Source organism: Youxingia wuxianensis (assembly GCF_014385085.1).
GTDB lineage: Bacteria > Bacillota > Clostridia > Oscillospirales > Ruminococcaceae > Youxingia > Youxingia wuxianensis.
The window spans coordinates 1-2702 of sequence record NZ_JACRTD010000023.1 but is presented as its reverse complement, the minus strand read 5'-3'; the positions used below and the strand labels follow the sequence as shown (position 1 = coordinate 2702).

5 protein-coding genes and 1 pseudogene are annotated in these 2702 nt (G+C 39.3%); all 6 read left to right on the top strand.

The window, feature by feature from the left end:
• A pseudogene (locus H8705_RS13565) lies at nt 1–786 on the top strand (hypothetical protein); the annotation flags it as partial.
• Entirely contained in the window at nt 767–922 is a 156-nt protein-coding gene (locus tag H8705_RS13560) for a hypothetical protein (RefSeq protein WP_262396312.1), read from the top strand. The pseudogene H8705_RS13565 and the gene H8705_RS13560, both read left to right, overlap by 20 nt.
• Nucleotides 919–1089, top strand: coding sequence for a hypothetical protein (locus tag H8705_RS13555; RefSeq protein WP_262396311.1), 171 nt, complete (start codon nt 919–921; stop codon nt 1087–1089). Before H8705_RS13560 ends, H8705_RS13555 begins: the two co-directional genes overlap by 4 nt.
• A gap of 112 nt (nt 1090–1201) precedes the next feature.
• Nucleotides 1202–1360: a hypothetical protein gene (locus H8705_RS13550; RefSeq protein WP_262396310.1), complete on the top strand. Its 159-nt coding sequence runs from the start codon at nt 1202–1204 to the stop codon at nt 1358–1360.
• 122 nt (nt 1361–1482) lie between these two features.
• Nucleotides 1483–1800, top strand: coding sequence for a YjcQ family protein (locus H8705_RS13545; protein WP_262396309.1), 318 nt, complete (start codon nt 1483–1485; stop codon nt 1798–1800).
• A 148-nt stretch (nt 1801–1948) separates the two neighbouring features.
• Complete coding sequence (locus tag H8705_RS13540; RefSeq protein ID WP_262396308.1) at nt 1949–2527, top strand: phage scaffolding protein; 579 nt, start codon at nt 1949–1951, stop codon at nt 2525–2527.
• Nucleotides 2528–2702 lie beyond the last annotated feature (175 nt).

Here is a 2702-nt window from a genome sequence, read left to right as displayed (position 1 = left end):
GTGACAAAAGGGGGAGATGTGCCACAGAAATATGTAAAAGGAGATAATGAGTATCAGCGGCGGGCATATGATGCGAAGAGCGTAATATCGGGTATTAATTTTCCGATTTTCCACCCAAATTGCCGGACAACTACAGCAGTATATATCCCCAACCTGAAGGAGTCCAAGAGAACCCGTATGGCAAGGAATGAAAACGGGAAAAGCGCCAGGGTAAAAGACATGACATATCAGGAATGGTATAAAGGCCATGTTGACCGAAATAAAAACAATGATATAATCAAATTGGAAGAACGCTATCTCAATATAGAAAACGATGAAAAGCAGCTGATTAAGAGGGAGACCGAAACGGCTATTATATACGGGACAGATGGGAAGACACTCTTTGTAAAAAAAGGAGAAGCTAGATCGGTTTCCTTTACAAAATCAGAGGCGGAGGCGATGAAAGGCGGAATACTTACGCATAATCACCCGGAAAATACCACCTTTTCTCCCGCTGATATTTATATGTTGAAGAGAGCCCAGCTTTCAGAAATTAGGGCGGCAACCAAAGGCGGCACTTATATGCTAAGGCCGCCGGCCGTCTGGGATGAAAGGTTTAATTCCAAACAAAAGATATGGGATGAATATTTCAAATTGGAAAAAGAAATTGCACCTGGTTTTTATTCAAAGTACAAATCTGGAGAAATAACTATTGAGCAGTACAATCAACGCTACCAGCATGAAATACTAAAAAAGCTTTCTGAAAAGTTTGGATTGGAGTATCACTATGAAGAAAAAAGAGAATAAAAAAGAAGTATCGATTTCTGATGTAGAAGATTTCAATGATTATCCAGACGACACAATATTTGTTTTGGATGAAACAGAAGGAAGGCACAGCATATCTGAAATTCTGGAGATGGTGAAAGCGGATGATGAAGAATGATCTTTAATGATTTTAAAAAGCGGGCATTATCCATACAGAATGGACATGAGTTGATAAAATACTTAAAAGCCTATTCTGACCAATTCGAGATAGACGAAGAGATAGGAATGCATATCAATGAGGTAGCGAAAAAATGGACCACAATGGAAGAAGGGTGGCTATATTGATAAGCCCTTATAAATGCAAGCATGGGGGAAATTACCATAACACAATACAATCAGATTTACCAACACGAAATACTGAAAAAACTTTCAGAACAATTTGGATTGGGGTATATCTATGAAGAAAAAGAAAAATGAAGGCCCACAAATAGTTCCTATTGGAGAGGTAGATAATATTGACGATTACCCGGAGGATACAATCTTTGTTTTAGACGAAACCGCAGGAATGATTAGACGTCCCGAGGTGCTACAGATGGAGAAGGAAAACAATGATTAGCCCTTACAGGTGTAAACGCTGTGGAAAGTTATTGTTTGAAGCAGACCTGCAGCTGGGAGAAATTATAAAGATATGCCCAAAATGCAAAAACAAAAACATATTTATTGCTTCAAAGGAGGGTGATGCAGATAGAAAATTTCAAGGTGATCTATCGGATACTGAATATTTTGGAAAAGGCTATGGATTATGATGAGTTTGATATGAATAGCATTTCCGCAGAAACCATGAAAATATCAGAAGCCAGATGGATTAAGTTAATGATGCTTTTGTCAAAAGAAGGATATATCGATGGGGTAATCATTAAACAGTCTTTAGATGGTGAGTATGCTATGTCTGTCAGCTCTCCGCAAATTACATTAAAGGGGCTTGAATACCTAGAGGAAAACTCACTCATGAAGAAGGCGGCAAAGCTGGCCAAAGGAATAGCAGAAATTATATAGCAGCACGCCCAGCGCGTCAGTAGAGAAATCTATTGGCGCGCTTTTTTATTTTTAAAATTGTCTGCCTTGCAGACGTTTAAATGCAAGGGCGTCCCGGCGCAGAGTGGCTGCGCGTTTAAAAGTTAAATCTAGGGCGGGAAAGGAATATATGGAATTTTTAAAGAGTATTTTTGGAGATAATTCGCTAACTTATGCCGAATTTGAGGCAGCGCTGCAAAACAACAAAGAAATCAAGTTGGCAAATCTAGCTAGCGGACTGTATGTGGACAAAGACAAGCTGGAAAAATCCGAGTTTAAAGCAAATGAGCTGCAGACGCAATTGAATGCGGCCAATGACGCTATTAAGGGATTTAAGGACCTTGATGTAGATGGGCTGAAAAATGGTATTAAAACGTGGGAAAAAAAGTACATGGATGACACCAAAGCACTGCAAGACAAGCTAATCAAACAGACAAAGGATAGCAAGATAGACTTTGCTTTAATGAACGCGAAGGCTAAAAATATTAAAGCAGTTAGAGCGCTGCTTGACCACGACAAAATTACTATTGATGGCGACAATCTCATCGGACTTAGCGACCAGCTATCACAAATCACAAAAGAAAACCCTTACTTGTTCGGGGATGGAAACCAAAATCCACCGCCGCCAGCAGGGGGGACAACACCGCCAGATGTAAGCAAAATGTCAGATGATGAGTATTACGCTTACATGACTAAGAAAAAGGAGTAATGTAAATGGCAAATAGTTTTATTAGTGTAAAAGATATTGCAAGACCCGCACTTATTAGATTAATCGAAAATCTTGTATTCCCTAACCTGATTTATAAAGACTACTCTAACCAGTTTGTGAATGGAAAAGGAGCAAAGGTACAGGTTAAAAAACCGGTAGTTTTGACGGCGCAGGA

Bases quoted from the DNA above. Each gene is read 5' to 3' on its own strand.
- H8705_RS13560 (WP_262396312.1), top strand. From the start codon at position 767: ATGAAGAAAAAAGAGAATAAAAAAGAAGTATCGATTTCTGATGTAGAA.
- H8705_RS13555 (WP_262396311.1), top strand. From the start codon at position 919: ATGATCTTTAATGATTTTAAAAAGCGGGCATTATCCATACAGAATGGA.
- H8705_RS13550 (WP_262396310.1), top strand. From the start codon at position 1,202: ATGAAGAAAAAGAAAAATGAAGGCCCACAAATAGTTCCTATTGGAGAG.
- H8705_RS13545 (WP_262396309.1), top strand. From the start codon at position 1,483: ATGCAGATAGAAAATTTCAAGGTGATCTATCGGATACTGAATATTTTG.
- H8705_RS13540 (WP_262396308.1), top strand. From the start codon at position 1,949: ATGGAATTTTTAAAGAGTATTTTTGGAGATAATTCGCTAACTTATGCC.